We start from the raw sequence: 24,644 nt of genomic DNA on the forward strand, positions 1-24,644 counted from the left end.
GCCGGGGCGGCGGGGGAGGGCGTCGCGCGGCGGCCGCCGGACCGGCGCCGGGAACGGCGTCGACCGCGCGCCCGACCGGGCGGGAGCCGCTCAGGCCAGCTGTCGCCGCACCAGTTCGTGCAGGCGCCCGCCGGTGTCCGCGAGGAGCTGGGCAGGCGGGCCCTGCTGGGCGACCCTGCCGTTCTCCATCACGATGACGCGGTCGGCGTCCAGCACCGTCGACAGGCGGTGCGCGATGACCACCCTCGTGGCGTTCAGCTTGCGGGTGCTCTCGATGACCGTGCGCTGCGTCTCGTTGTCCAGGGCGCTGGTCGCCTCGTCGAAGAACAGGATCCGCGGCCGCCGGATCAGCGCCTGGGCGATCATCAGGCGCTGGCGCTGGCCGCCCGAGACCGAGCCGCCGCCCGAGACGATCGTGTGCAGCCCCATCGGCATGCGCGCGATGTCCTCGGCGAGACCCGCCATCTCGGCCGCCGCCATCGCCTCCTCGGGCGTGTAGGCCCCCGTGCCGCAGATGACGTCCAGCAGGGAGCCGGTGAACGGCTGGGCGTGCTGGAGCACCACCCCGCACTGGCGGCGCACCGCCGACTGGTCGAGCGCGGCCAGGTCCTGGCCGTCGTACAGCACACTGCCCGACACCGGCCGGTCGAAGCCGATGAGCAGCCGCAGCAGCGTCGACTTGCCGCAGCCGCTCGGGCCGACGATCGCCACGAACTCGCCCGGCCGCACCGCGAAGGAGACGTCGTCGAGGACCAGGGGACCGTCGTCGGAGTAGCGGAACGACAGGCGGCGGGCCTCGAGCGCGCCCGTCAGCCGGCCCGGCCGGGTGTTCGCCGTGCGGACCTCGGGGGCCGCCTCCAGCACCGGCCGGATCTCCTCGAACAGCGGCAGCGCCGCCACCGCCGACACGAACGCGCCGGTCAGCGACGTCACCGAGGTGAGCAGCATCGTCATCGACGTGTTGAAGGTGAGGAAGTCCGCCGCGGACAGCGCGCCGCGGGCCGGGCCGGCCAGCAGCATGAACATCAGCAGCGAGCACAGCGGCAGGTACACCGCGCCCAGCACCGTGCTGAGGTTCCTGATCCGGCCGAGCCGCTGCTGAAGCTCACGGCTGCGCGCGAACTGCGCCGCCCAGGCCGCGTACGCGTAGTTCTCGGCCGCCGCCACCCGCAGCTTCGGCAGCCCGCGCAGCGTCTGGAACGCCTGGTTGTTCAGCTTGTTGGAGAGCACCACGAGCCGTCGCTGCCAGCGCACCTGCCACAGCCCGAGGCCCAGGAACACCGCGGCCACGACGGTCAGCATCCCGATCGCCGCCAGCGCCATCGGCACGCTGTACCAGAGCAGCAGCCCCAGGTTCATGGCGCCCACGGTGACCGACTGCGCCACCGACGGGCCGAGCCCCGCCAGCAGTCGGCGGATCGCACTGACGCCCATGGCGGCGCTCGCCAGCTCGCCCGTGGAACGCTCGGCGAAGAACTTCGTCGGCAGCCTCAGCAGCCGGTCCCACACGGCGGGCTGGAGCGTCGCCTCGATCCGGCCCTCCATGCGCAGCATGGTCAGGTTCTGCAGCAGCATGAACGCCGCCGCCACCACACCGCTGACCATCACGGCCAGACACACCTGCACGATCGGCTCCCGCTGGGCCCTCGGCACGTACTCGCCGAGCACCTTGCCCGTGGCGATCGGCACCAGCGCCCCGATCGCCACCGTCACCAACCCGCTGACCAGCAGGTTCCTCAGGTCCGAGCCCGTACCGCGCATGCTGAACCGCAGCAGGCCGAGCGGGCCGGGGCTTCGCTCGGGCAGCGGCCGGTAGAACATCACGGCCCGCGGCTCGAACTCCGCCGCGTTGGCCTTCTCGACCGGCGTCTCCCGCCCGGTCGCCGGATGGACGGCGACATAGCCGCCGCGCCGCCACAGCAGCGCGACCGGCGCCCCGGACAGCGCCCGGCGCCCGACCAGCGGACCCAGGTCGTCCCGCCACCAGCGGCCGTCGAGGCGGACGGCGCGGGCACGCACCCGGGACGCCAGGGCGACCCGCTCGACCGGATCGAGCCGGTCGCCGTCGGCGCCCGTCACGGACGGCTCGGTCAGGGTGATCCCGGCGGCCCGGCCCACCAGCCGGCAGGCCGCGAAGGTGGCGTCGGCGTCGGCGGACGTCGTGCGCCGGTCCGCCTTCCCGCCGATCGACGCGAGCAGAGTCCGGTCGGCCTGGGCACGGACCGTCTCGCCCGCCTTGATCCCGGCGGCCGTACGCGTCTCGTGGCTGCGCTCCCGCTGTTCGATCCAGCGGTCCAGCGCCGTCAGCAGCCGGTACTGCTGGTCGACCACCGACTGCCACACACCGGGGTCCATCAGCAGGTCGGCGGCCGCCTCCGCGCCGTACAGCGAGCCGTACCGCACGCTGCCCGGCGGCACCTGCATCCAGAACACCTCGTCGTCGTCGCCCGTGCCGCCGGGCGCCCGCGCCGGGACGCCCCCGCCGTCGGCGGCCCGCTCGGCGGCCATCGGCGCCTGGAAGAGGACCGACAGACCGCGGCCCACGCCGAGGGCGAGCGCGTACTCCAGGGGGCTCGACGCGGGCGGCACGTACCGGGGGTTGCCGTACTCGTCGTAGGACCAGGTCTGCGTGCCCGCCGGCTCGTACAGCTCGCGCAGCCCGACGCGGTGCACCGCGCAGTCGCGCGACGGACGGGCGACGAGCGTGTGCCGGGGGCCGGTCACCGGGCCCAGCAGCAGGGACCCCGCCTCCAGACGGCCCAGGTGATGCCAGTGGCCCTGCTGCTCCGCGTCCACCGCGAACAGGTCGAGCGCGCCCGCCGCGACCAGCCACAGCACCTGCGGACCCTCCAGGTCCAGGCGGCCGAGACCGGCGCAGTCGATCCGCACCCCCAGCTGTCCCAGCGCGCCGACGACGACGTCGTCCACGGATCCGGCCGTCATCTCACCGCTCCCTGACCAGGGCCGCGTACGCACCGCCGCGCGCCACCAGTTCCTCGTGCCGGCCGCGCTCCACGACCGCGCCGTGCTGGAGCACGACGATCTCGTCGCTGTCGCGCACCGTGCTGAGCCGGTGGGCGATCACCACGCAGGCGCAGCCGCGCCGCCGCAGGTTGTCCATCACCGTCTGCTCCGTCTCCGCGTCCAGCGCGCTGGTCACCTCGTCCAGGACCAGGACGCTGGGCCCGCGCACCAGCGCCCGCGCGATCTCCAGCCGCTGGCGCTGCCCGCCGGAGAAGTTGCGCCCGTCCTGCTCCACCCTGCTGTGGACGCCGCCGGGCCGGCGCTGGACGACGTCCCAGACGGCCGCGTCCCGGAGCGCGTCGACGACGGCCTCGTCCGGGATCGACGGGTCCCACAGCGCCACGTTGTCGCGGACCGTGCCCTCGAACAGGAACACCTCCTGGTCGACGAAGGAGACGGAAGAGGCCAGCGCCCCGCGCGAAATGTCCTCCAGGCGCTGCCCGTCGATGCGGATCACGCCCTCCCACGGCGTGTAGAGCCCCGAGATCAGCCGGGACACCGTCGACTTGCCGCTGCCGGAGCCGCCCACCAGCGCCACCTGCCGCCCCGGCCCCACCGTCAGGTCGAAGCCGGTCAGCAGGGGCTTGTCCAGCGGGCTGTAGCCGAAGGCGATGTTCTCCAGCTCGACGTGACCGCGCAGCCGCCGGGTGGAGTCGGAGCCGGCGCGGCGGTCGTAGAGCGGATCGGAGCGGAAGTTCTCCACGTCCTTCAGCCGGGCCACGTCCGCCGCGAAGTCCTGGATCCGCCCCGCGACGCCGTTCAGCCGCGTCAGCGGCGCGGTGAACCGGGTGACCAGCGCCTGGAACGCGACCAGCAGACCCACCGAGATGTGGCCCTCTATCGCCCGCATGCCGCCGATCCACAGGATCAGCGCGCTGTTGAGCGTGGCGAGCGTCGGCGCGACCACGCCCAGCCACGCGCTCGGCACCCCGAGGCGCTGCTGCTCCTCCAGCGTCGTGGCGTGCTGACCGGCCCACTTGCGGAAGTACCCGTCCTCGCCGCCGGTCGCCTTCATCGTCTCGATCAACTGGAGCCCGGTGTAGGCCGTGTTGGTCAGCCGCGCGTTGTCCGCGCGCAGCTTCGCCGTCCGCGTCGCCCGCATCCGGACGACGATCCGCATCGCGACGACGTTGAGCAGCGCCACGCCGACGCCGACGTACGTCAGCTGCGGGTCGTAGGTGTAGAGGAGGAGCGCGTACAGGACGACGACCACCGCGTCCACTCCCGCCGAGGCGAGGTCGCGGGCCAGCGTCTCGGCGACGGCGTCGTTGGACTGGAGGCGCTGGACGAGGTCCGCCGGACTGCGCTGGGAGAAGAAGGTCACCGGCAGCCGCAGCAGATGGCGCAGGAAGCGGGCGCTGGACAGCGTCGAGGAGATGATCCGGCCGTGGTGCAGATTGGCCTGCTGGAGCCAGGTGAGGGCGACCGTGAGCGCCACACAGGCGCCCATCGACGTGAACAGCACCGTCAGCAGGGAGGTCTGGCCGCCGATCAGGAACATGTCGATGTAGGTCCGGCTGAGCGCCGGCACCGCCGCGCCCACCAGCACCAGCAGCAGGCTCGCCAGCACGGCCGCCGGCATCGTGCCCGCCGTCCCGCGCAGCCGGGCCGGCATCGCGCCCAGCACGCCCGGCCTGCGTCCGCCCCGCTCGAAGCCCTCGCCCGGCTCCAGGACCAGCACGACTCCGGTGAAGCTGCCGTCGAAGTCCTCCATCGGCACGAACCGCCGCCCCTTGCCGGGGTCGTTGACGTAGACGCCCCGGCGGCCGAAGCGCCGGCCGAGACCCTCGTAGACGACGTAGTGGTTGAACTCCCAGAACAGGATGGCCGGGGCTTTCACCTGGGCGAGGGCCGCCAGGTCCATCTGCATGCCCTTGGCCGTCAGTCCGTAACCGCGGGCCGCCTTGAGCAGGTTGCTCGCGCGCGAGCCGTCGCGCGAGACGCCGCACGCGATGCGCAGCTCCTCCAGCGGGACGTGCCGGCCGTAGTGGCCGAGGACCATCGCGAGCGAGGCCGCCCCGCACTCCACGGCCTCCATCTGGAGCACGGTGGGCGTGCGGACCGTCCTCGCCGAGGGCTTGGGGACCGTGCGCCGGGGCGGCGCGGCCCGGCGCCGGCCGCGGGTGCGCTCGTCGGTGCTCATGGCAGCAGCCAGTCGACGGGACGCTGGTCGGCCAGCCGTATCGAACCCGTGGCCATGGTCATGGAGGCGAGGCCGTACGGCGGGCCCTGCGCCGACGACCACCGGTAGCCGCTCTTCGTCGAAGCGGACCGGTCCAGACGCACCAGCACCGCCACCGGCCGGCCGTCCTCGGTGAACTGCTCGCCCAGCTGGCTGTCACCGAGGAAGGCGGAGATCTGCCGCGCCGACTGCGCCTCGCGGTCCACCGACTTCACATGGCCGCGCAGCACGCCGAACTCCTGGGACGGAACGGTCTGCACGGTGAGGTCGACGGGCGCGCCGACCGGGACGGAGGCCGCGTTCGGCGCGGGGACGTACACCGTCGCGTACAGCGGGTCGTCGGCGTCGGCGACCTTCTCCACGGCGGCGACGTTCGCGCCGGTGGAGACGATCTGCCCGATCGTGGCGGCGAGGGCGGTGACCCGGCCGGCGGCGACCGTGCGCACCACGGTGTCGCCGTCCGCCGTGCGCACCTTCAGCACGGGGGCGCCGGCGGGCAGCCGGCGGCCCTCCGTCGCGAGCACCGCCGTGACCTGGCCGGCCACCGGGCTCTGGAGGATGTAACTGCCCTCGCCGTGGGTGAGGACGGCGGGCGCGCTCACCGTGGAGGCGACCGAACCGGTCACCGCCCACACGGACGCGGCCGCGACGACGACCACGGTCACGGCCAGCACCAGCCAGCCCTGAGGGCGCGCGAAACGCACCGGCAGGTCGAGTTCCTCCGGTGACTGGAGCTTGGCGAGGGCCTGTTGGCGGAACTGCACGGACTTCCCCCGGGAGGGTCAGGACGCCGACGAGCCCCGGAGCCGGGTGAGGGCTCCGGGACTCGCGGGGGTCACACAGGGCGCGATCAGAGACCGGCGACCAGGTTGGTGACCGGGGCCGTGCTCAGGCCGGTGACACCCTCGACCGTGCCGACGACCGTGTTGACCAGGCCGGAGACCGGGGCAACGCCGTCCACCAGGCCGGTGACGGTGCCGACGGCGTTCAGGGACAGACCGCCGGAGACGTTGTCCAGCTCGGCGTCGGAGATCTCGACGGTCTCAACCTGGGGGGTGGAGTTCATGGGGGAACTTCCCTTCACATGGATATCTCATAAGGGGGGAGCGGCCCCCTCTGGGGACAGACGGCCGCAACCGCGGGGCCCGGACCTCCCGTCTCCGGGAGACCGCTGCGGCCCTGCGATGCGATGGATCAAAGCAGGTCCACGGCCGGCGCTTCCAATCAAACCCACGTCTCACCTGGGCACTTGCGTCACAGGAGCGAGAAACGGTGCAGGCGCGCCCACGCCTTGTCGGCGACATCTTCACACCACGGGCCGGGTTCGCCCGGATGAGCGCGGGCCGCTCTCGCGGCGAATCGGACACTCGCGCACCTATGGCACGGCGGCCGCCGCGCACTTGTGCAGAACCCCCGCTCGCCGTGACCTGATTGGGCATTCGCTGTGCAGATTCCCTGAAGCGGGGATTCCGCTTCGGATCGTCGACGGAACGTGTCCGGACGGACACGAAGGGTCCCGGAAGTTGTTTCCGAGCCCGTCGGCGGCCGACGGCCGGGGCGCGGAGGGAACGTGGCGGGGACCTGGCGGGGACGTGGCGGGAACGCGGACGGCGGCCACCGCACGGATTCGGACGGCCGGACCGCCCGGTTGCGCGCCCCCGGGCCGGAATCCACCGCTCCGGACCTTCGCCCGGCGCGGCCGAATCGGTGGTGTGCAAAGGAAGTTGGCAAACGCGATTGAACGCGCCGCGCGCCGGCCGCGTACTGATGGCCAACCAGGCGCCGCTGTACGGAGCTGCCGAACCCCGGCAGCCAGACCCCGTCCCCCCAGGAGGTCGAGTTTTTTGAGTCACAAGCGAGTTACGAAGCGCAAGGCCATCGTCGCGGCAGGCGGTGTGGCGGCGCTCGGAGCGGCGGCCATCCTCCTTCCCCAGGCCAACGCCTCTCAGGACGGCGGTTCCGGTGGCGCCGCCTCGGTGAAGACCCTGAAGGCGGGCAACGCCTCGGACCTCGCCTCCCAGCTGCAGAAGCAGCTCGGCGACGCCTTCGCCGGCTCCTACTACGACGCCGCCGCCAAGCAGCTGGTCGTCAACGTCGTGAACGTCTCCGGCACGGGGAACAACGTCCTGGCGCAGGCCGAGCAGGCCGGCGCCAGGATCCGGCAGGTCGACAACAGCACGGCCGAACTCAAGGCGGCCGCGCGGACGCTGAAGACCCGGGCGACCATCCCGGGCACCTCCTGGGCCGTCGACCCGAAGACGAACAAGATCCTCGTCACCGCCGACTCGACCGTCACCGGCGCCAAGTGGAGCCGCATCGAGTCCACCGTCAAGAGCCTCGGCTCCGGCATGGCGACGATCCGCAAGTCCTCCGGCGCCCTCAAGCCGTTCGTCTCCGGCGGCGACGCGATATTCGGCGGCGGAGCGCGCTGCTCCCTCGGCTTCAACGTGACGGCGGGCGACGGCTCCCCCGCCTTCCTGACGGCCGGTCACTGCGGGGTCGCGGCCAAGCAGTGGTCCGACTCCCAGAACGGCCAGCCGATCGCCACGGTCGACCAGGCCACCTTCCCCGGCGACGGCGACTTCGCGCTTGTGAAGTACGACGACCCGAACACCCAGGCGCCCAGCGAGGTCGACACCGGTCAGCAGACCGTCGCGATCAACCAGGCCGGCGAGGCCACGGTCGGCACGCAGGTCTTCCGGATGGGCAGCACCACCGGCCTGCACGACGGCCAGGTCCTCGGCCTCGACGCCACCGTCAACTACCCCGAGGGCACCGTCACGGGCCTCATCCAGACGGACGTCTGCGCCGAGCCCGGTGACAGCGGCGGCTCGCTCTTCACCCAGGACGGCCAGGCCGTCGGCCTGACCTCGGGCGGCAGCGGCGACTGCACCGCGGGCGGCGAGACCTTCTTCCAGCCGGTGACCACCGCGCTGGCCGCGGTCGGCGCCACCCTCGGCGACGGCGGCGCGGGCAACGCCGGCGGCGCGGGTGCCGGCGGTGCGGGCAACGGCGGTGCGGTCGACGAGAACGGCGACGGCATCGACGACCAGACCGGCGAGGCCATTCAGGACGGCGGCCAGGGCGCGGGCGCCGGCGGCGCGGTCGACGAGAACGGTGACGGCATCGACGACCAGACCGGTGAGGCCGTTCAGGGTGGCGGCGAGGCCGCCGGCGGCGGTGCGGTCGACGAGAACGGCGACGGCATCGACGACCAGACCGGCGAGGCCGTTCAGGACGGCGGGCAGGGCGCGGGCGCCGGCGGCGCGGTCGACGAGAACGGCGACGCGCAGAACCAGACGGGCGACGGCGGGCACCAGAACGGGAACCAGAACCAGTCCGGCGGCGGTCAGCAGGACGGCTCGGCTGTGAACCGCTCGCACTGACCCGGCGTCACCGAACGGTCCGGCCCTCGGCGGAGGGCCGGACCGTTCGTGCGCCGGAGCCCGGCCAGGCCCTCGCCCGAGGTCAGTCCGCCCGCGGCCGCAGCAACAGCAGCGCCACGTCGTCGATCCGCTCCTCCGCCGCCGCGTAGTGCCCCACCAGCTCGTCGGCCAGCTCCTCCAGCGGACGGTCCCCGGCCGCGCCGAGCCGCCGCCCCAGATCCACGACCGCGTCCTCGATGTCCACCCCCGGCGTCTCGATGAGCCCGTCCGTGTAGAGGGCGAGGACGCAGTCGGGGCTCAGCTCGACCTCCGTCGTCGGATACGTCGCCGCGTCGTCGATGCCCAGCAGCGGGCCGCCCGCGAGGTCCAGGACGCGCACCCGCCCGTCCGGCCGGCGCAACAGCGGCGGGGGATGCCCGGCGCGGGCCATGACCGCCCGGCCGCGGGCGGGGTCCAGGCGCAGGTACAGACAACTGGCGAGCAGCTCGGAGCCGAGGTCGATCAGCAGCCGGTTCGTGCTGCGCATGACCTCGCCGGGCCCCTGCCCCACCGTCGTGTAGGCGCGCACGGCGGTGCGGATCTGCCCCATCAGCCCGGCCGCGGTCACGTTGTGCCCCTGCACGTCCCCGATCACCGCCGCCGCCAGCGGGGGCGACGGCACCAGGTCGTAGAAGTCGCCGCCGATCTCCATGCCCCGCGTGGCGGGCAGATAGCGGGCGGTCGCCTCCAGGCCGGCCAGCGACGGCAGCGAGGGCGGCAGCAGCGCCGCCTGGAGCCCGTGGGCGAGCTGGTGCTTGACGTCGTACAGCAGCGCCCGGTCCAGGGCCTGGGCGATCAGCCCCGCCAGGCTCGCCAGCACCGCGCGCTCGTGCGTGGAGAACCGCCGCGGTTCGGCGTAGGCCAGCACACAGGCGCCCACCGGACGGCCGGAGGCGATCAACGGCAGGTAGGCCCAGGCGGCGAAGCCGTCCGGCGTGGCGTGCCGCGCCGGGTACAGGCGCTCCAGGTGCTCGCGGGAGTCGAAGAACGCGGGCACCCCGTGGGCGACGGCGCGGGCCCCCGGGGTCGCGGCGGTGAGCGGCATCCCGCCGAACTGTTCCACGGTCGCCGGGTCGGGATACCCGTGGTGTCCGAGCACATGCAGCCGCCCGGCCTGCGCGCCGAGCAGGGCCAGGGCCCGGCAGCCCACCGCCGGCGCGATCTCGTCCGCGACCAGCGCCACCACGTCCTGCACACTCACCGTCTCGGTGAGCGCCCCGGCCATGCTCAGCGCCTGCGACATCGACACGAGCCGGGTCGGCGCGTCCCCCGGGCGGGGGCCGGCGGGCCGTATCTCCGACACGGCCCGGGCCCGGCTGATCCGGACGCTGATCCCGGTGGTGCTCGGGTACAGCCGGAACGACAGCCAGTCGGAGGGCGGCCGCAGCGCCACGAACGAGGTGGCGTCCTGACTGATCAGCGCGGCCCGGTAGCGCTCCTCGTACATCGGGTCGTTGAGCCACGGCACGCTCGCCCACAACTGCGACCCGAGCAGCCCGTGCACGGGGACGCCGAGCATCTCGGAAGCGGCGGCGTTGGCGAAGCCCACCCGCCCGCTCAGATCCAGCGAGCACATCCCGTACGGCAGCCGGGCCACCATCCGGGCCGCCTCCAGCGAGCCCAGCGTCTGCGAGGCGCCGCCCACCGGCCCGGCGTCCAGGACGTCCGCCTCGGCGAGCACGGCACGGTGGTGGGCCGCCGCCCGCTCCAGCCGCAGCGCCAGCCGCTCACAGGCGGACGTCAGCTCGCGGCGCTCGAGGTCCGACAGATCCGGGGGGTGCGAGCCGGGCCAGGTGAGGAAGACGGCGCCGTACACCCGGGAGCCGGTCGCCACCGGCAGCGCGGCCAGCGCGAACGGATAGGGCAGCACGACGGCGATCCGGGGATAGCGCCGGGCCATGTCCTCCTGCCCGCCCACCCACACCAGCCGCCGCTCGCGCACCGCCTCGGCCACCGGGATGGGCGCGCTCAGCCCCACCCGCTCCCAGGGCGCGGCGAAGGACCGCGGCAGGCCGGCCATCACCGCCATCGCCAGCACCGGCTCGTCGCCCGGACGCAGGTACACCGCGCCGGAGTGCGCGCCGACGGCGTCCATCATCGACGTCAGCGCCAGCGAGAGCAGCGGCCGGCCGACCGGGGCCGACGAGGCGGCCGGCGCCTGGCCGGACGTCTGCTCGGGCACGGCGACCACCTCCTCGCCCGCCGCCGCGCGGGTCAGGCCTCAAATCTGCCCCCTGGCGACGCGACGCGCACGGCGAGCGGCGCGCCCGCCGGGTGCCGTCTCGTACCCCGTCGGCCCGTTGTCATGCCCCCCAAGCCGAAGCGCGCACAGGGGTACGACCGCCGCGCGTGCGCCCCCGCGCACCCTGATGGCCGGATCTTCGCGCTCAGGATCGGTCCCGAAGCCCGAACAATGGGCACGCGCTGAACACCGAGAAAACCTGTGTACGGCTAGTCGAAGGGGCGGCAGTGATCCGGGTACTTCTGGTGCACGACGCATGTCTGGTCAGATCGGTCCTCGCACAGTGGTTGTCCAGGGAGCCGGACCTGCGGGTGGACGACGTCCCGTGGCGCGGCGCGGCCGGCCGGGTGCGGGCGGTGCGGCCGGACGTGTGCGCGGCCGACCTCGACTGCTCCGACACGTACGGCATCCCGCCCCTGGGCGATCTCAGCGCGCGCAGCGTCGGACTCGCGCCGCCGCGGCTGCTCGTGCTTGCCGGAGCGAACAGGCCGGGCCTGCTGAAACGGGCGCTGGAGGCGGGGGCGCTCGGCTACGTCGACCGGGCCGGCACACCGGAGCAGTTACTGCGCGGGATCCGGAGAGTCGCCCAGGGGGAACGTTTCGTCACCGACTCACTGGGCTTCGGATTCCTCAAGGCCGCCGAGATGCCCCTGACCCGCCGGGAACTGAGCGTGCTGACCCTCGCCGCCGAGGGCGCCTCCATCGCGGAGATCGCGGGGAGCCTCCACCTGTCCCACGGGACGGTGCGCAACTACATGGCGGCGATCACCCGCAAGACCGGCGCCCGCAACCGCGTGGACGCCATCCGCATCTCCCAGGGGCAGGGCTGGCTGTGACCCGACCCGCCCCGCGTCCCCGCTCTCCCCGGCTGTCCCCGCTCCGCAGCCCTCGTCGGCCTCCCGGGGCGTCCATGAGCCGACCAGGTCGCGGTAGAGGGCGGAGCGGCGCACCATCTCCCCGTGCGTCCCGCAGATCGTGCGGGGCCCGTCCATGACCAGCACCCGCCCGGCGCGCCGGGCGGAGCTGACGCGGTGCGCCACGACGAGCAGCGTGCCGCCCGGCCGGGCCGCGAACGCCTGCTCGGCGCGGGCCTCCGCCTCCGGGTCCAGGTGGCACGTCGCCTCGTCGAGCAGGGCCAGCGGGGCCCGCGACAGGTACGCGCGCGTGAGCGCGATCAGCTGGCGCTCGCCCGCCGACAGCGCCGTAGGGTCCACGGCCGCCCCCAGGCCGCCCAGGGAGTCGAGCAGCGGGGTCAGTCCGACGGCCTCGGCGGCGGCGAGCGCCTCCTCCTCGGGCACGGGATCGGGCCGCAGATGCGCCAGGTTCTCGCCCAGGGTGCCGCTGAACACGTACGCCTCCTGCGGGATGAGGACGCGCAGGGCCGCGGCGTCGTCTCCCGGCACCGGCCGGCCGCAGACCCGGATCTCGCCGCGCACCGGTTCCAGCAGGCCGGCCACCAGCCCGGTCAGGGTCGACTTCCCGACCCCGCTGGGGCCCACGACGGCCAAGTGCCCCCCGGCGGGCAGCGTGAGCGTGAGGCCGTCGACGACGGGCGAGGAGGCGGGACCGTAGGCGAACGCGAGTGCGGTCAGGGAGAGGGCGGGGGGCGGTGCGCCGGCGTCCTGGGGGAGTGGGCGGGGCCGCTTCTCGTCTCCGTCCGGGAGTGGGCGGGCCCGCTTCTCGTCTCCGTCCGGGAGTGGGCGGCCGCGCTCCTGGCCTCCCTCCGGGAGTGGGCGGGCCCGCTTCTCGTCTCCGTCCGGGAGTGGGCGGCCGCGCTCCTGGCCTCCCTCCGGGAGTGGGCGGGCCCGCTCCTCGTCTCCGTCCGGGAGCCGGTCGTCCCGGTCCTCGCCGCCGGTCGCGCGGGGCGGCGCCGGGGCGGGCGGGGTCAGCCGGCGCAGCACCACCGTCAGCCGGGACCCGCTGGTGCCCAGGCCGTGGATGAGACCGCTCAGCGCCGGGAGCAGCGACTGGCTGACGTAGGCCAGGGCGCCGACCAGCGCCCCCGGTGTGACGCCGTGCGCCAGCAGCCAGGGGGCGCCGGCCAGCAGCAGCACCAGCGGCAGGTGACCGCCCAGCGCGAGGCACGCCACCCGCGTCACGCCCCAGCGGGCCAGCGCGCGGGCCGCCCGCAGCTCCGAGTCCACGAGGACGCCGGTGTCCGCGGCGATCCGGTCCTCCGCGCCGGCCGCCGTGACGTCCCGCAGCCCCGGGCACACGGCGCCCAGGTCCTGCGCCAGCGCCTCGTCGGCGGTGAGGAACGCCTCCTGCCGCCCGGCCAGCGGGCGCAGGGTCGCCGCGAACAGGGCCACCCCCGCGGCGAGCGGCGGCACGACGACGAGGAGCAGCGGCGGGGCCAGCGAGCACAGACCGGCCAGCGCCCCGGCGGACGTGAAGACGAACGAACGCGAGACCATCACCAGCCCCGCGAAGGTGTCGCGGGCGATCTCCACCTGCTGGGTGAGCCCGGACAGCGCACCCGCGTCCGCCTCGCGCACCCCGCGGTCCACCACCCGCACGACCAGCCGGTCCCGCAGCGGTTCCACCAGCGCGGCCACCGCCGCGTACACCCGCCCGGTCCCGTAGGCGCCCAGCAGCACCCCGAGCGCGGCCGGTGCGAGCCATCCGAGTCCCACGGCCGCGCGCCCGGCCAGGAAGCCGTCGTCCAGGGCCCGCGCCAGCGCGTATCCGAGCAGGAAGGTCTGCCCGGACTCCAGCACCGACCAGCCCGCCAGCCGCGCCAGCGCCCCCCGGTGCTCCTTGAGGAACCGCAGTCCCCGCGCCCCGAGCCGGTGCGGGCCGACGCGGCTCACCGCGGCTCACCTCCGGACCCCGCCCCTCCGGACCCGGCCGCGCCGAACACGGCCCGGTAACCGGGCGAGCGCCACAGCTCCCGGTGCGTCCCCACCGCCCGCACGCGCCCCCCGTCCAGCCAGGCCACGGCGTCCGCGCGGGCGGCCGTGGCGGCGCGGTGGGCCACGACGAGCCGGGTGGCGGTCGTCGAGCTGCCGAACACGACGTCGGTGACCTGCCGTTCGGTGACCGTGTCCAGGCTGGAGAGGGCGTCGTCCAGGATGAGCAGCCGGCCGCCGTGGGCGAACGCGCGGGCCAGGCCGAGGCGTTGGGCCTCGCCCCCGGAGTGCGGGGCGTGCGCGCACCGGGTGGCGTAGCCGTGGGGCAGACGGCGGACGAAGTCGTCGGCGCGGGCGGTGCGGGCGGCCTCCCGGACGCGGGCGGGGGAGGGGGCGCGGCCCGGCGGCCCGAGCGCGATCGTGCCCTCCACCGTGCCGCCCAGCAGGGCCGGGCGGTCGAAGGCCTGGGCGATCGCCGCGCGCAGTTCGTCCCGGCGCAGCGCGGCGAGCGGCACGCCGTCCAGCAGGACCTCTCCCGCGTCCGGGTCGGCGAGCCGGCCGGCCAGGGCGGCCAGCAGCGACTTGCCCGCGCCGGAGCGGCCCACCAGGGCCAGCGTCCGCCCGCCGGGCACCACCAGGTCGACGCCGTCCAGCACGGTGCGCCCGCAGCGCCGGGCGGTGACCCCGCGCAGTTCCAGCCGGCCCGTGCCGTCCGGCGGCAGACGGCGGTCGCCGTGCGCGGGCGCGGGCTGGTCCAGGACCTCGCCCAGGCGGGCGGCGGCGGCGCGGGACCGCACCAGCCCGGAGAGCCGTCCGACCAGCACGCCGACGCCGGTGGCGAGCACCGCGTAGCGCGAGGCGGCGAGGACGTCGCCCGCGGTCAGGCGGTGCCGGGTGAGCAGGACGCCCGCGACGGCGACGACCGCGAGGTGCAGCAGCGGCGCCACGGCGACCGCCTGCGCGGCGGCCCGGCCCTGGACCCGCCACATGCGGACCCCGGCCCGCGACAGCTCGGGCAGCGGCCGCAGGACGCGGGCGGTGTCGCGGCCGGCCGTGCCGGCGGCGCGGATGGTGCGGGCCCCGGCCACCGCCTCGGCGAGCGCGGCCGCGATCCGCCCCTGCGCCCGCTGGTAGTCCGCCACGCAGGTCGAGGTGTCCCGGGCGAGGGTGCGCAGCAGGAGGGTCAGGACCGGCGCCCCGGCCAGGAGGACGGCGGCGAGCCGCCAGTCGACGAGGGCCAGCGCCGCCACGGCGCCGACGGGCCCGGCGAGCGCGGCCAGCAGCGCGGCGCGGGCCGCGGGCGCGGTTCCGGCCTGGGCCGCGTTGCCGACGACGCGGGCGACGAGGTCCCCGGCGCCGAAACGGTCGGCGGCGCGCGGGCCCGCGGCCAGGACGTGCCCGGTGACGCGGCGGCGCAGGAACGCGGTGGTCCGTGCGTCCGTGGTCCCGGCGAGCACCGTCTCCAGGGCGTCCAGCAGCGTCAGCAGCGCGACGAGGGCCGCGCAGTACAGCACCCAGCGCGTCGCGGGCGTCTGGGCGATCAGCAGGTCGAGGGTGCGGCCGAGGGCCGCCGGCAGCAGCAGGCTCGCGCCCGTCGCCGTCACGCTCACCAGGCACAGGGCGACGCAGCGTCCGGCGCTGTGCCGGGCGGCCGCGCGCAGCAGCTCACCGGTCGTCCGGTCCATCGGCATCGTGGTCCCGCGCTTCCTTCGAGGTCTCAGGGGGCGGCAGGACCCCGGGCGGCCCTCTCCCGCAGGAGCGGACCGCCCGGGGCCTTCAGCACGACGTGCGGATCACAGACAGAGGATGACGCTCGCCGCGCTGACGCAGGACAGCAGGCTGACGGTGCTGTTGCCGCCGCCCCCGTTGTAGTCGTCGGATTCCATCGTCTGAAGGTCGAGAAGGGCCATGGTGTGTCCTTTCGTCGGTTGGATGTTCGTCCCGTGGGGACGGGGTTGCGTCACGACTCCGCCGTTGCCGCGGAGCCGCGTCTTCAGGGCCGCCGGTGCGGCGGCGGAAGGAACGGCAACCGGGCGCCGGCGCCCGTGCCGTCGGGGTCGAGGGCGGCGGCCAGCGCGAGCAGACAGCCCGCCGTGCCGGTGCCGAGGTCCATGGACAGCCGCATCATCTGGTGGCCGGGGAAGGCGAGTTGGCCCTGGTAGGGCATCGCGAACCAGCCGAGTGCGGCGATCTGCTCGTCGAGCCGCGCCCGGGTCGCGCCCTCGGCGGTGGTGCGGGCCAGGTGCAGGATCATCCCCGCGCGGCCCTGGAAGAGGCCGGGCTGCGCGTAGAAGCGGGACGTGGCGGCGGTCAGGACGCCGGCCCGGGCCCGTGCGAACTCCCCGTCCGGGTCGGGGAGATGGACCACGGCGTCGTCGAGGACCGCGCCCACTCCCACGCTGCCGTCGCCGAGGTAGGGCAGGGTCCGCCAGCCCTCGTCGACCTCCAGCGAGCCGCCCTCGCGTTCCACGCAGGCCGCCAGGTCCCGGCGCAGGGCGACGTCCGCCGCCGCGAGCAGCGCGCTCTCGCCGGTCGCCTCGTACTGGCGCAGCAGGAACAGCGCCGGTCCGCTCGCGCCCCGCAGCAGCCCGGCCCGCCGCCGGGGCGCGTCCGGCACGGGTTCGGCCAGGCGTCGCACGACGACGTCGGCGGCCTCGGCGGCCCGTGCGCGCAGCTCAGGCTCGCCGGTCCGGTGCGCCAGGTCGGCGAGGACGAGCCCGAGCCCGGCCAGACCGCCGTGCAGGTCGGAGGACAGGTTCTGCCACCGCTCGCGCAGGATGCCGTCGACCAGGTCGAGCGCGCGCTGCCGGTGGCCGAGCAGCTCCAGTACGTGGGCGACGCCGGCGAGGCCGTCGTAGAGGCCGAGCGGGGTGCCCGTCGGCGGCGGGGCGGTGTGGTCCAGAAGCCAGCGCTCGCCCTCCTCGTGGCGCTCGGCGCCGGTGGCCCTCAGCGCGTACAGGACGCCGGCCGCGCCGTGCGCCAGACCCAGCCCGCCGCCGTCGGAGAACTGGGCGACGTCTCCGGGGTAGAGCCGGTCGTCGCGCTCCGGGGTCGCCGAGGCGAGGATCGCCTTGACCATCGAGTCACGGCTGTGCGGCCAGTCGGCGGGTTCCACGCGCGGGGCGGGCGCCGCCGCCACGCGCGCGGGGCGCGACCGACCGGCGGGCGAGGCGCCGGGCGGGGCCTGTGCGACGTCACCGGCGTCACGGGTGATCTCGGCGACCGCCTCGTCGAGGAACGCGCGCGGCACGTCCGGGAACTGCTCGGCGATCACCTCCGCCAGGTGGGCCGCCTTGCCCCGGTCGACCACGAACAACGTCGTGACGGGCAGGAACAGGGCGAGCCGCAGGCACGCGAGCGCGTACCGGTCGACGTCGGCGCCCCGGCGGTCCGGCGGGGCGAAGAAGCCCGGGTGCGCCACGACCTGGCGGCCGTTCTCCCCGGCCGGGGCCGCCGCCTCGAAGTCGATCAGGTGCACCGACTCCTCGTCGGGCGCGACCATGATGTTGAAGACGTGCAGGTCGTTGAAGACGATGCCGCGCGCGTGCACCCGCTCCACGGCCTGCTCCACCGCCCGGTGGATGCGCACCGCCCACGCCGTGTACGCGGCGACGGCGGCCGGATCCGGGTCGGGGCACAGCAGGGGGTGCCGCTCGGCGAAGAACGAGTTCAGCGGCCGCCCCGGTACGAGGTCCATCACCAGGAAGCGGTGGTCGCCGAGCAGGAACCAGTCGCGCACCTCCGGCACCACCCCGGTGCCGGACACCGCCTCCAGCGCCCGCTTCTCGCGCTCCAGCCGGACGATCGCGTCCGCCCCGTCGGAGGCCAGACCGGCGTGCGGCCTGCCCTCCTTCAGCACCACCTTGCGCCCGTCGCGGGTGTCGGTGCCCGCGTACACCCCGCCGCCGTTGGAGAAGTGCAGCGCCTTCTCGATGCGGTAGGGCAGCTCGCCCACCGTCGTGGTGTTGCGGGCCGCGAGGTGCGGCTCCAGGAACGCGGGCAGCGTCACCCACGGCGGCACCTGGAAGGACGGCGCCCGCCGGTCCGGCACGAGGCCGCCCTCGCCGTCGCGCACCGCCGGCACCAGCGAGCCCCGGTCGTCGACGACGAACATCCGCGCGAACGCGCCGTAGCGGACGTAGAGCGGACCCTCGTTCCAGCGCAGGTCGGTGAGGATGTACGGGCCCTCGAAGCCCTCCAGCAGCGCGCCCAGTTCGCGCAGGACCGTGTGCAGCTGCTCCTCGTCCGCCGGGTAGACGGTGACGAACTTGCCGCTCGTGTCGCGGCCCGCGTACTTGGTGTTGCGCAGGTGCAGCAGGTGCGGGCCCGGGACGAACTTGAAGGGGATGCGGCGCCCGACGCAGTAGTCCCACACGATGGCGGCGATCCGCTCCGCGTTCGTCCGGGTGGCCGAGGCGTGGATCTTCCACCCCTGGGCCGGTCCCGCCGCCGGCCGGCCGTCCGCGTCGAGCGGCGTCAGCGTCAGCCAGTCGCCGATCCGCGCCGAGGTCCATCCCTCCGGGACCGGCCGGCGCGCCGTGCCGTACAGCGGGGCGCTCCCCGTGCCGCCGGCGTTCAGCCGGTCGGGCGTCTCGTAGAAGTGCGTGTCCGCCAGCGCGTACACCTCGTACCGCTTGTCCATGCGTCCCCCTCCGTGGACCCGGGAAGAGCCTCGCAAGCCGCAGGGGGCCGCGGACAGTCACGCCTGTCACGAGCTCACCGTGCGGAACGCACGGGTAAAGACCTGTTCGGTCCGTTCGAAACACGGACCGCCGCCCGACCCGCCGACGGCCGACCCGCCGACCGGCTGACGGGCCCACTCGCCGACCGCCCCGCTCACCGACCGCCGGTCAAACCCGGCCCTCCCGCGCCCGCGCCCGCCCCCGGCGCTCCGCCCGCCGCCCGGCCGCCGGACCCGCGCGGCGGCCCTCCCGACCCCGCTCCTCGCGTCGTCCCGTCGTCCTCCTGGACCCGAAACGGGCACAGGGGCTGCGCGCGGACCCCGATGGCGCTGTAATTGCGGTCGTGGTCAGTGAGGGTGCCGCAGCGCGCAGAACGGGACCTTCGCGCGCCGAAATCGCCCTCAAGACGATCACGGCCGACCTCGCCGCGCCGGAACGGGTGCGCCGCACCCTCGAACAGGCGCTCGTCTTCGCGGGCGCGTCCCTCGCCGCCGTGTACACGCCCGGGGACGGCGGCGAGCTGCTGTGCCTGGCCGAGTCGGCCGGTGTCCCGCGGACCCTGTACGGGCTGCGCGAGAGCTATCCGCTGGACGGCCGCTCGCCGGCCGCCGACGCCCACCGCACCGGCCGCCCGGTGTGGCTCGGCCCCGCCGAGTTGGCCGACTGCCCCGAGGCACGGCGGATGCCGGCCCGCGACGTCCATCTGGCCGCGCTGCCCCTGCCCGACGGCGCGGGCTGTCTGCTCGCCCTCGGGGAGCGCCCCGGCGGCTTCGACGCCGACGACCGGGCCTGTCTGGAGCTGGTGGCCGAGGTCGTCGCCTTCCCCGCGGCGGGCGCTCCCGCCGAGGGCGAGGAACTGCGCGCGGGTGACTTCAGCCTCGCCATGGACACCGGCCGGGTCGAGGTCGGCGACGAGATCCTGGAACTGTTCCGCATGCCCCGCGCCGAGTTCGACGGCCGGGTCGAGACCCTGCTCGGGCGCGCGGTCCCCGAGGACCTGCCCTCGCTGATGTCCGTCGTCGAGGCCGACCACATGTCGATCGGCGACCGCGAGCTGGAGTTCCGCGTGCTCCAGCCCACCGGGCCGCCGAAATGGCTGCGGCTGCGCGGCCGGCTGCTGCCCGGCGGCGACGGCCGCCCGGCCCGGCTGGTCGGCACCGTCGCCGACGCGTCGGCCCTGCGCGACGAGGTCACCGACGTGGCGCGCGTGCAGCGGCTGGCCGCCGCCCTCGCCACCGCCGGCACCGTCCGCGACGTCAGCCAGGCCGTCGTCGCCGCCCTGCGCGAGCCGCTGCGGGCCGACCGCATCGCCCTCGCCGAGCTGGAGGGAGAGCGGCTCGTCGTCACCGTCCTCGACCCTCCCGAGCCGCAGTCCTGGCCCGCGCTGTGGCGGCTGGAGTGGCGCACCGAGTGGCCGGACGCCTCCGTGCGCGCCATGCCGACCCTCGCCGCCGCCCTGCGCGAGGGACGCGCCCGGATCTGGCCCGCGGGCACCGCGCTGGAACCGGCGCTGGCCGGGGTCGGTCCGGGCGGTCTCGCCGTCCTGCCGCTGTCCGCGGGCGGTCGCACGACGGGCGCCTGCCTCATCGGCTGGGACCGGCCGCACCACTTCGGGCCCGACGAGCGCGCCCTGCTCACCGCCTCCGCGGGCCTCGCCGGGCAGGCCCTGATGCGCGCCCACGCCTTCGACGCCGAGCACGAGCTCGTCGCCATGCTCCAGCGCCAGCTGCTGCCCCGCCGGCTGCCGGCACTGCCCGGCGCCGTCGCCGTCGCCCGCTACCTGCCCGCCACCGCGGGCCTGGAGGTCGGCGGCGACTGGTACGACGTCATCCCGCTGGCCGACCACCACGTGGCCCTCGTCATCGGCGACGTCCAGGGCCACAGCGCGGCCGCCGCCACCCTCATGGGGCAGATGCGCACGGCCCTGCGCGCCTACGCCGCCGAGGGCCATCCGCCGGACGTGGTCGTCGCCCACGCCAACCGGCTCCTGCTGGAACTGGAGACCGACCTCTTCGTCACCTGCTGCTACGTCGACGTCGGCATGGAGGACGGCACGGCCTGGTGCGTGCGGGCCGGACACCCGCCGCCCGTCGTGCGCCACCCGGACGGCTCGACCGAAGTCGCCGAGACCGACGGCGGCCCGCCGCTGGGCGTACTGGCCCAGGCCGAGTTCCCGATGACCCCGCTGCGGCTGTCGCCGGGCGCCGTCGTCGCCCTGACCACGGACGGCCTCGTGGAGTCCGCCGACCTGGACATCGACACCGGCCTGGCCCGGCTCGCCCGCACCCTGTCCGCGTCCGATCCCGCCCACCTCGGTCTCGTCGCCGACGCCCTGCTCGGCGACGCCCACCGCGGGGACGACGTCGCCCTTCTCCTCATGCGCTACGACGGCATGGCCGTCAAACCCCTGCGCGAGGGCTGGACGGTGTGGAGGGTACCCGAGGCGTCCCGGCACGCCCGCCGCTTCACCCGGCGCACGCTGCGCGCCTGGGGCATCGCCGAGACCGCGATGGACGCCGCCCTCCTGGTCGTGTCCGAGCTGGTCACCAACGCCCTGGTGCACACCGGCGGCCCGGTCCGCCTGGACCTCACCCTGATCGGCAGCAGGCTGCGCATCGCCGTCACCGACGGCTCGCCGCGCACGCCCGTCAAGCCGACCGACCCGGGCTGGGAGGCCACCGGCGGCCGGGGCATCCTCCTCGTCGCCGCGATGTCCGACGCCTGGGGGAGCGTGCCGGTGAGCGGCGGCAAGCAGGTGTGGAGCGAGGTGGTCCTGCGCGGCTGAACCGCCCGCGCCCACCACCGGGGGCGGTGCGGGGCCCTGCCGGCCCGCCGGCCAGGTGTCCGCGGGCCGGGCGCGGGTACCCGGCGGCCATGGACATCATCGCCTCGGCCCATCTCGCGGCATCCGGAAGATCAGCCCTGGCCACCGTCGCCTTCATCGTCGTAGGACTCGTACTCGTGGGCGGCCTGATCTGGGCCTTCCGGCTAGGCCACAAGATCCGCACGCGCGAGCCCGCGCCGCCGAAGCCGCACGAGCAACCGCGGATGCCCGCTTCCGGCCGGACCCACGAGAGCCGGACCCGCGAACCGAACGAGATGCCGCGGTCCACGGACGGCGAGCGTCTCACGCCCCACGAACTGCGGACCACCGGCAGCCGGGAGAGCGCCGACCAGCGCCGCCCGCGCTGGGAGCAGGGCTCCGGCGGCTCGTTCGGCAGCGGCGGCCCGGGAGCGGGCTGAGCCGCGGAACCGGCCCCGTCGCCGACGGGGCCTCGAAGGAACAGAAGGGTGTTGAACCGTCGTGACCGCGCAGACCACCGCCGTGACCGCGCCGACCGAGGAGAAACCCGCGGCCCGCAGGGCCGAGACGGGTTGGGCCAGGGCCCGTCGCGTGCGCCGCGCCCCGGCGGCGCCGCGCACCTGCCTGGCGGCGGTGGCGGCGCCCGGCGCCCAGCCCGGCCCGGAGGACAACATCATCCGCGGCGAGGACTGACCGCCCCGAGACCCGGACCGGCTGGGGGCCCCGGCCGCCCCCGAGACTCAGAAGGACAGGCCCGAGTCCCGGACCGTCACGTGGCCAGCACCGTCCCGGACCGGCCCGCGCGAACGCCGGTCCGCCGGACGACCACGACCGTGCGGGGAGCACGCCTGATGGTGCCGCCACGGTGTAGGCATGCCGCGAGGGCGGACGCCCCGAGCCGCGGTGAGCCCGCGCCGGGCCCTCCCGCTCGCCCGGTCACGCCCCCGGCCTCTTATGACGCGCCGCCCAAGCGCAGGCGTACCGCGAGGGCGGACGCCCGAGCCCGCGGTGAGCCCGCGCCGCGCCGTCCTGGTCACGCCCTCTGCCCCTCCCTGACGCGCCCCCGACGGCGCAGGCGTACCGCAAGGGCGGACGTCCCTGAGCCTGCGTGACTCCCGCGCCGGGCCCTCCAACCGTCCTGGTTACGCCCCCTGGCCCCCCATGACGCGCCGCCCCCGACGGCGCAGGCGCGTACCGCAAGGGCGGACGTCCCTGAGCCTGCGTGACTCCCGCGCCGGGCCCTCCAACCGTCCTGGTTACGCCCCCTGGCCCCCTATGACGCGACCCCCGACGGCGCAGGCGTACCGCGAGGGCGGACGTCCCTGAGCCCGCGTGACTCCCGCGCCGGGCCCTCGGGAACCCCGACGGGCCCTCCCGCTCGCCCAGTCACGCCCCCCGCGCCTCATGGCGCGCCCCCGCCCCGGCCGACGCGGAGTCACCCGCCGTGCGGCGTCCCCCTTCCGAGCACCCGGTAGAGCGTGCGGCGCATCTTGCGGGCCAGGTGGCGCGCGCCGCCCGGCTGCGGCGCGGGAACGACCAGCACACCGTCCTGGTCGACGTGCAGCGCGAAGGGCAGCGGGTGGAAGCGCGTCCCGTCCGTGTCGGGGGACAGGCACACCGACGCCGACCAGGTCCCGCCCCTGAGGCCGTCGACCGGCAGGCCGGCCGTCAGCCGTCCGCCCGGGCCCAGCTCGGCAATCACCTCCCAGGTGTCGCCCGGTTTCCCCGGCACGAGCCGGAGCACGGCGTCGGCGCTCTCCGGGACGTGCAGGGGAAGGTCCACGTGCAGCCAGCCGTCCTCGACGCCCACGTCCCCGGCCGCCACCCGGCCCAGGCCGAGCCGCGTCGTGGCGTGGCCGACGTCCAGCGCGAGACTCGCGTACCGCTCCGTCCAGTACGGCAGCACCACCCGGCCCGCCACCACCGCGGCGGGCGGGACGGGCCGCCCGTGACGCGCCGCCGGGCCCAGCCGCACCTCCCCGGTCCACCCGCCCAGGCTCACGCGCACCCATATGTCCCACAGGCCCTCGCCGGGCGCGTCGCCGCTGACGGCGGTGGCCGGATCGAGGACGGCCGCGGCCCGCAGGACGAGCCGCACCCTCTCGCCGTCGCCGTCGCCGTCGCCGTCGCCGTCGCCGTCGCCGTCGCTGTCGCCGTCGCTGTCGCCGCCGTCGGCCGGCACGGTCTCCCGGACGACCGCCACCGGCTGTAGGTGCTGCGCCGCGCCGGTCCGCTCGCGCAGCAGCAGGTCGGGAACGGCGTGCTCGAACTGCTCGACGGTGTCCGCGCCCACCCGGCGGACCGCATCGGCGAGGTCCCGCGGCGGCCCGCCCGGAGAGCGGGCGGCGGACGGGAAGGCCATGGGTCCGCCGTCGTGCGTCAGCTCGGCGGTGAAGGCGATCCGCAGCACGCCGTCGCGCCAGGCGACGTCCTCGGGGCGGACGGCGAGCGCGACGCCGGTCTCCCACCGCGCGAACGCGACGACGTCGTCGTAGCGGCCCTCGGCGGCCAGCGCGGCGACGACCCGCTGCGCGGCCCGCAGCGAGGCCCCCGCCCCGGACCCGAACCGCTCGACGATCACCGCGTGGACCTGCGTGAACAGCTCCCGTCGGCGCTCCTCGGGCAGATCCAGGAAGCGCCGGCCGCGCAGCGGCTCGACCAGCCCCACGCGCAGCCAGCGCCGGAACAGGCTGTCGCGCAGCGGGCCCGGCGCGGTGTACCGCTCGACGACGTCGAGGGCCTCGCGCACGCTCGTGAGATCGACGTCCGCCGGGCCGGTCCGCCGCGGGTCCGGGGGCCGGGCGTCGTCGCGTCGCACCTGGTGACAGCACACGTAGTCGGCGAGCACGCAGACGTTGTCCGCGCGCAGATAGGCCTCGGTGACGAAGACCTCGTCCCCCGCGCGGTGACGCCCCTCGGCGAAGCGCAGGCCGGTCCGTTCCAGGAACGCCCGGCGGAACATCTGGTGCGGGGTGAGGCTGTCGAGGAGCGGCGCGTCCGCCAGGCCGGCGCGCGGGCGGTTCGCGCGGAACAGCTCCACCGGCGCAGCGCGTCCCGGCGCGGCCGTTCTGCCGACGACGACGTCCGCGTCGTTCGCGACGCCGTAGGAGTGCATCCGCTCCAGGGCCTCGGCGCCGAGCCGGTCGCCGTCGTCGACGAACATCACGTACTCGCCGCGAGCGGCGTCGATGCCCGCGTTGCGGGGCTCTCCCGGTCCGCCGGAGTCCTCCCGGCCGACGACGCGGACCCGTGCGTCCCGGGCGGCGAGCGCGTAGAGCGGGGCGGGGGCGGTGTCGCCGGAGCCGTCGTCGACGAAGACGACCTCGTACTCGTCCGGTGCGAGCGACTGGCCGAGCAGCGAGGCCACGCACGCCTCGGTCCGAGGACCCGGGTCGTGGACGGGGACGATGACGCTGACCTTGACCGGCATCGGGATC

At 75.5% G+C, this 24,644-nt stretch carries 14 protein-coding genes and 1 pseudogene; 5 read left to right on the top strand and 10 right to left on the bottom strand.

Annotation, left to right across the window (positions count from 1 at the left end; all coding sequences use genetic code 11):
• Positions 1 to 90: 90 nt before the first annotated feature.
• The 4 genes from OG802_RS31375 to OG802_RS31390 all read right to left on the bottom strand — a co-directional run bounded on the left by OG802_RS31375 (position 91) and on the right by OG802_RS31390 (position 6,272).
• Positions 91 to 2,943: an NHLP bacteriocin export ABC transporter permease/ATPase subunit gene (locus tag OG802_RS31375; RefSeq protein WP_329415980.1), complete on the bottom strand. Its 2,853-nt coding sequence runs from the start codon at positions 2,941 to 2,943 to the stop codon at positions 91 to 93.
• Position 2,944: 1 nt separating this feature from the next.
• Complete coding sequence (locus OG802_RS31380; RefSeq protein ID WP_329415981.1) at positions 2,945 to 5,167, bottom strand: NHLP family bacteriocin export ABC transporter peptidase/permease/ATPase subunit; 2,223 nt, start codon at positions 5,165 to 5,167, stop codon at positions 2,945 to 2,947.
• Entirely contained in the window at positions 5,164 to 5,970 is an 807-nt protein-coding gene (locus tag OG802_RS31385; protein ID WP_329415982.1) for an HlyD family efflux transporter periplasmic adaptor subunit, read from the bottom strand. The genes OG802_RS31380 and OG802_RS31385 overlap by 4 nt, the downstream gene beginning before the upstream one ends.
• A gap of 86 nt (positions 5,971 to 6,056) precedes the next feature.
• On the bottom strand, positions 6,057 to 6,272 hold the full coding sequence (locus OG802_RS31390; protein ID WP_329415983.1) for a type A2 lantipeptide: 216 nt from the start codon (positions 6,270 to 6,272) through the stop codon (positions 6,057 to 6,059).
• A 778-nt stretch (positions 6,273 to 7,050) separates the two neighbouring features.
• On the opposite strand from OG802_RS31390, the gene OG802_RS31395 reads away from it, so the two are divergent.
• Positions 7,051 to 8,592 carry a S1 family peptidase gene (locus OG802_RS31395; protein ID WP_329415984.1) on the top strand — a complete coding sequence of 514 codons (1,542 nt, stop codon included), beginning with the start codon at positions 7,051 to 7,053 and terminating at the stop codon, positions 8,590 to 8,592.
• Positions 8,593 to 8,674: 82 nt separating this feature from the next.
• Here OG802_RS31395 and OG802_RS31400 read toward each other — a convergent pair whose 3' ends face one another.
• On the bottom strand, positions 8,675 to 10,822 hold the full coding sequence (locus tag OG802_RS31400) for a SpoIIE family protein phosphatase (RefSeq protein ID WP_329415985.1): 2,148 nt from the start codon (positions 10,820 to 10,822) through the stop codon (positions 8,675 to 8,677).
• A gap of 278 nt (positions 10,823 to 11,100) precedes the next feature.
• Here OG802_RS31400 and OG802_RS31405 point away from each other — a divergent pair, with 278 nt between their 5' ends.
• Positions 11,101 to 11,709: a response regulator transcription factor gene (locus OG802_RS31405; RefSeq protein WP_329415986.1), complete on the top strand. Its 609-nt coding sequence runs from the start codon at positions 11,101 to 11,103 to the stop codon at positions 11,707 to 11,709.
• Between the two features lie 339 nt (positions 11,710 to 12,048).
• Here OG802_RS31405 and OG802_RS31410 read toward each other — a convergent pair.
• The 4 genes and pseudogenes from OG802_RS31410 to lanKC form a co-directional block, all read right to left on the bottom strand.
• Positions 12,049 to 13,287, bottom strand: a pseudogene (locus OG802_RS31410) (ATP-binding cassette domain-containing protein); the annotation flags it as partial.
• Positions 13,288 to 13,679: 392 nt separating this feature from the next.
• The gene (locus OG802_RS31415) at positions 13,680 to 15,413 is read right to left on the bottom strand and encodes an ABC transporter ATP-binding protein (RefSeq protein ID WP_329415987.1); all 1,734 of its coding nucleotides are present in this window, start codon (positions 15,411 to 15,413) and stop codon (positions 13,680 to 13,682) included.
• A 102-nt stretch (positions 15,414 to 15,515) separates the two neighbouring features.
• Positions 15,516 to 15,632 (bottom strand): SapB/AmfS family lanthipeptide, encoded by a 117-nt coding sequence (locus OG802_RS31420; protein WP_329415988.1) that lies wholly within the window; start codon positions 15,630 to 15,632, stop codon positions 15,516 to 15,518.
• 83 nt (positions 15,633 to 15,715) lie between these two features.
• The gene (gene lanKC, locus OG802_RS31425) at positions 15,716 to 18,364 is read right to left on the bottom strand and encodes a class III lanthionine synthetase LanKC (protein ID WP_329415990.1); all 2,649 of its coding nucleotides are present in this window, start codon (positions 18,362 to 18,364) and stop codon (positions 15,716 to 15,718) included.
• Positions 18,365 to 18,747: 383 nt separating this feature from the next.
• On the opposite strand from lanKC, the gene OG802_RS31430 reads away from it, so the two are divergent.
• From OG802_RS31430 to OG802_RS31440, 3 genes are all read left to right on the top strand, one after another.
• Positions 18,748 to 21,189 carry a SpoIIE family protein phosphatase gene (locus tag OG802_RS31430; RefSeq protein WP_329415991.1) on the top strand — a complete coding sequence of 814 codons (2,442 nt, stop codon included), beginning with the start codon at positions 18,748 to 18,750 and terminating at the stop codon, positions 21,187 to 21,189.
• Positions 21,190 to 21,278: 89 nt separating this feature from the next.
• Complete coding sequence (locus OG802_RS31435; RefSeq protein ID WP_329415993.1) at positions 21,279 to 21,647, top strand: DUF6479 family protein; 369 nt, start codon at positions 21,279 to 21,281, stop codon at positions 21,645 to 21,647.
• A gap of 61 nt (positions 21,648 to 21,708) precedes the next feature.
• Positions 21,709 to 21,900, top strand: coding sequence for a hypothetical protein (locus OG802_RS31440; protein ID WP_329415995.1), 192 nt, complete (start codon positions 21,709 to 21,711; stop codon positions 21,898 to 21,900).
• 742 nt (positions 21,901 to 22,642) lie between these two features.
• Here OG802_RS31440 and OG802_RS31445 read toward each other — a convergent pair.
• Positions 22,643 to 24,637, bottom strand: a complete 1,995-nt coding sequence (locus OG802_RS31445) for a glycosyltransferase family A protein (protein ID WP_329415997.1) — start codon at positions 24,635 to 24,637, stop codon at positions 22,643 to 22,645.
• Between the last annotated feature and the right edge of the window lie 7 nt (positions 24,638 to 24,644).

Origin of the sequence: Streptomyces sp. NBC_00704 (assembly GCF_036226605.1) — a bacterium.
In the GTDB taxonomy this organism is placed as follows: Bacteria; Actinomycetota; Actinomycetes; order Streptomycetales; family Streptomycetaceae; genus Streptomyces.

Coding starts and splice junctions, on each gene's coding strand:
- OG802_RS31375 (WP_329415980.1), bottom strand. CDS start 2,943: ATGACGGCCGGATCCGTGGACGACGTCGTCGTCGGCGCGCTGGGACAG.
- OG802_RS31380 (WP_329415981.1), bottom strand. CDS start 5,167: ATGAGCACCGACGAGCGCACCCGCGGCCGGCGCCGGGCCGCGCCGCCC.
- OG802_RS31390 (WP_329415983.1), bottom strand. CDS start 6,272: ATGAACTCCACCCCCCAGGTTGAGACCGTCGAGATCTCCGACGCCGAG.
- OG802_RS31415 (WP_329415987.1), bottom strand. CDS start 15,413: ATGCCGATGGACCGGACGACCGGTGAGCTGCTGCGCGCGGCCGCCCGG.
- OG802_RS31420 (WP_329415988.1), bottom strand. CDS start 15,632: ATGGCCCTTCTCGACCTTCAGACGATGGAATCCGACGACTACAACGGG.
- lanKC (WP_329415990.1), bottom strand. CDS start 18,364: ATGGACAAGCGGTACGAGGTGTACGCGCTGGCGGACACGCACTTCTAC.
- OG802_RS31435 (WP_329415993.1), top strand. CDS start 21,279: ATGGACATCATCGCCTCGGCCCATCTCGCGGCATCCGGAAGATCAGCC.
- OG802_RS31445 (WP_329415997.1), bottom strand. CDS start 24,637: ATGCCGGTCAAGGTCAGCGTCATCGTCCCCGTCCACGACCCGGGTCCT.